General features: G+C 66.9%; 1 protein-coding gene. It reads right to left on the bottom strand.

Going from position 1 to position 263, the window contains the following annotated elements:
• The coding region (locus AC5Y30_RS25550; protein WP_499922110.1) for a condensation domain-containing protein at window positions 1–263 on the bottom strand (263 nt) is incomplete at both ends.

Below are 263 nucleotides of genomic sequence, written 5' to 3'. Positions count from 1 at the left end.
CAGCTGGGCCCACCGGTGAAACGAGGTGCCCTCGATGGCCAGCACCACGGGGTGGCCGGCGCGGTGTTGGGTCCAGGCGGTGTTCAGATCACCCAGCAGCACCCGCCAGGACACCGCGTCAATGACCAGATGATGAATGATCAACGCCAACTGCCCCGTCGCGCCGGCCCACACCGCGACCAGCATCACCCCAGCAGCTGGATCCAACCCCGACCGCGCCTCGATCAACGCCTCATCGGTGATCACCTCGCTGGTGTGCACCC

Source organism: Mycobacterium sp. NGS27 (assembly GCF_059813005.1).
This window is presented reverse-complemented; position numbering and strand designations above follow the sequence as displayed.